Below are 2,903 nucleotides of genomic sequence, written 5' to 3'. Positions count from 1 at the left end.
GCATCCTGAGGAAGATCGCCGAGAACGAGGTGGGCGCGCTGGGCGACACCTCGACCCTGGCCGACCCCGCGGTGGTGGAGGACCTGGTCCGCAACCGCGCGGGGGCCGTTGGCGGCTGAGCCCGGGGGTCTGGCCGAGGCCATCGTGCGGGCGCTGGGCTGTTCGCCCGAGCTCGCCGCGGCCGTGGCCGCCCGGGCGGCGGCGCGGGACTATCCGGCGCGGGCCGTGATCCTGCGCTGGGGCGAGCCGATGGGGCCACGCCTGGCTGGTGGTGGGGGGCGCACCCACGCCCTGGCCTAGGCCTGGACGGGCAGATGGCGCTGCTGCACGAGTTCGGCGTCGGCGAGGTCTTCGGGGCGCTGGCCGGGGCCGGGGCGCCGCCTCTGGGGGCGGACGTGGTGGCGGCGGACCCTACGCGGACGGCCTGCGTGCCGGCGGGGAGTTCGTCCTGCTGGTCAAGCGGCACGGGGCGCTGGGGCTGGCGCTGGTGGTCTCTGATGCAGCAGCTGCGGACCACGAGCGGACGCATGGTCGACCGGACGACCCTGTCGGCGCCGGGCCGCGTGCAGGGGAACTGCTGCGGATGGCCCGGGAGGGCGACGGGCGGAAGAGCAGCGAAGAGGGTCTGGATCAGGCCTTCGCTAGCCTTCATGCGCAGAGAGAGGCCTGCGAGGCCTACATCCGCAGCCGGGCGAGCGAGGGCGGAAGGTGCTGCCGGCGGTCTACGACGACGGCGGCTACTCAGGCGGCAACATCGAGCGACCCGGACTCACGCGTCTGCTGGAGGACGTGGATGCGGGACTGGTCGACACTATTGTGGTCTACAAGATCGACCGGCTGACCCGCTCGCTCGCGGACTTCGCGCGTATCGTCGACCGGCTGGATAAGGCGCAGGCCTGGCTCAGTCTGCGGCGACGGCAAGACCCATCCGGACCAGGGCCGAGAGATTGTCGGCCGCCATCTTCTCCATCACCCGGGCCCGGAAGATCTCGACAGTGCGCGGGCTGATGGACAGCCGTTGCGCAATCGCCTTGTTCGACAGGCCCTCCACAAGATCGTCGAACACCTGTCGCTCCCGGGGCGTTAGCGTTCCCAGGCGGCCGCGGATGGCCTGTCGCCGGTCGCGCCGGAGGGTGTCCTCGCCGATGCGCCCGAGCACGCCCCGGACGGTGTCCACCAGTCGCGCCGGGTCGATCGGCTTTTCGATGAAGTCCACGATTCCCAACTTCATCAGCTGAACCGCCGTGGCGACGTCGGCGTGTCCTGTGATGACGATCATCGCCCACGAACGATCCGGCATGGCAGCCAATCGGCGCACGACCTCCCCGCCGTCCAGACCGGGCATGCGTACGTCCGTAATCACGCAGGCGGTGCGGTCCTCAGGCATTTGGTTGAAGAAATCGACGCCGCTTGCGAAGGCGCGGGCGCGCATCCCTTCGCCGCGCAGCAGGACGATCAGGGAATCCCGCACCGCCGCGTCGTCATCTATGACGAAGACGGATGCGTCCGACTTCATGCCGCCTCCTCCTCAAGTGGCAGGTGGATCGAGAACGCGGCCCCTCCGAGCCGGCTCCGGCCGACCACGAGAGCGCCGCCGTGGGCGTCGACGATGGTGCGCGTCACTGACAGCCCCAGACCCATGCCGTTCGACTTGCCCGATCTCGCCGGCCCGACGACCGAGTCTATGTCGTTCGCCGGGACGCCCGGACCGTTGTCCTCTACGGACACGACATACCCATCCTGGGTCCGTCGGCCGCTGACGATGACGACGGGTTCCTGCTTGGACGATGCGGCCTCGATGGCGTTGCGGACCAGGTTGAGGACAGCCTGCTGGAACTGGATGCGTTCGGCCATGACCGCGTCGGCGCGCGGGTCGACCTCCACCCGCACCTCCATGCCCAGATCCCGCCCCAGCAGCACGAGAGAGGGCTGCAGATCGTCGATCATCGACGAGACCCGCTGTCGCTCAAGCGGAGCGCCGCCGGTCGCCAGAAGGTCGCGCATGCGCCGGATGATCTCACCGGCGCGCAGGACCTGCATCTTGGCCAGCTCAAGCGTGCGCCCGGCGCTTTCGCCAAGCGGCCCCGCACGCGCCATGTCGCGCTGGCTGGCGTGCATGTATGAGGCGGCCGCGCTCAGCGGCTGGTTCAGTTCATGCGCCAGCGTGGCGGCCATCTGCCCGAGGGAGTTGAGACGCCAGACGCGGTTCAGCTGGGCGTCCAGCTCCCGAGCCCGCGCGGTCGCGGCACGCACGTGGGTCACGTCGCTGATGCAGACGGCGACGTGATCGTCGCCGCCGCCCTCCGGAACCACTCCCATCTGCAGGCTCAGCAGAACCGTGCGGCCGTCCGGACGGCGGCCCTTCCATTCGCCGGCCGGAGATTCCAGGGGACCGCTGGACGCCGCGGATTCCAGCCTGTGCAGGTCGAAGTCCTCGACCACGTCCGCGAAGGGCGAACCTTTTGCTTCGGCGTTCGTCACGCCGAAGAGGCTGGCGGCCGCGGGCGTCAGGCGTCGCACCCTTCCTTCGCGGTCGAGGATGACGACCGGAACCGCGGCCAGCACTGTGTCGAGCACGGCGTCTCTGCCCGCAAGAGCGCGCTGCAGGGACGCCGACTGGCGGTAGACCCGCCGTTGCGCCCAGCAAAGCTCGGCCAGCAGCCAACTGATCACGAGGAAAAGGCTCGCGTTCGCGATCGTGTCGATCACCCCCTCCCGGGGCACGAGCAGGACGTTCGTCATGATGCCCAGACCGATCGCCAGTGCCGTGGGGGCTGCACGGGTCAGCAGCGCCGTGACCACGGCGGCCGGCACCATGGGCAGGTAATAGAACTGGCCGAACGGTTCGAGCGCGGCCCGAAGCAGGATACAGCCGGCGACGCTGCCCACGGCGAGAGCGTAGG

At 69.9% G+C, this 2,903-nt stretch carries 5 protein-coding genes; 3 read left to right on the top strand and 2 right to left on the bottom strand.

Annotated features, from left to right (window positions below; all coding sequences use genetic code 11):
• From RIF93_RS19755 to RIF93_RS20760, 3 genes are all read left to right on the top strand, one after another.
• Positions 1-119: hypothetical protein (locus RIF93_RS19755; RefSeq protein ID WP_309093155.1), on the top strand; the 119-nt coding region annotated here is incomplete at its 5' end.
• Positions 109-300, top strand: a complete 192-nt coding sequence (locus RIF93_RS19750; RefSeq protein ID WP_309093154.1) for a hypothetical protein — start codon at positions 109-111, stop codon at positions 298-300. The genes RIF93_RS19755 and RIF93_RS19750, both read left to right, overlap by 11 nt.
• Before the next feature lie 408 nt (positions 301-708).
• Positions 709-1,008, top strand: coding sequence for a recombinase family protein (locus tag RIF93_RS20760; RefSeq protein WP_375163904.1), 300 nt, complete (start codon positions 709-711; stop codon positions 1,006-1,008).
• On the opposite strand, the gene RIF93_RS19745 is transcribed toward RIF93_RS20760, so the two are convergent.
• Both RIF93_RS19745 and RIF93_RS19740 read right to left on the bottom strand, forming a co-directional pair.
• A complete protein-coding gene (locus RIF93_RS19745) occupies positions 902-1,516 on the bottom strand; it encodes a response regulator (RefSeq protein WP_309093153.1) in 615 nt (204 codons plus the stop codon). The two genes, RIF93_RS20760 and RIF93_RS19745, sit on opposite strands and share 107 nt — an antisense overlap.
• Positions 1,513-2,889 (bottom strand): ATP-binding protein, encoded by a 1,377-nt coding sequence (locus RIF93_RS19740; RefSeq protein ID WP_309093152.1) that lies wholly within the window; start codon positions 2,887-2,889, stop codon positions 1,513-1,515. Before RIF93_RS19740 ends, RIF93_RS19745 begins: the two co-directional genes overlap by 4 nt.
• Positions 2,890-2,903 lie beyond the last annotated feature (14 nt).

The sequence above is a fragment of the Phenylobacterium sp. genome (genome assembly GCF_031181185.1).
Taxonomy (GTDB): domain Bacteria; phylum Pseudomonadota; class Alphaproteobacteria; order Caulobacterales; family Caulobacteraceae; genus Phenylobacterium.
This window is presented reverse-complemented; position numbering and strand designations above follow the sequence as displayed.

Coding starts and splice junctions, on each gene's coding strand:
- RIF93_RS19745 (WP_309093153.1), bottom strand. CDS start 1,516: ATGAAGTCGGACGCATCCGTCTTCGTCATAGATGACGACGCGGCGGTG.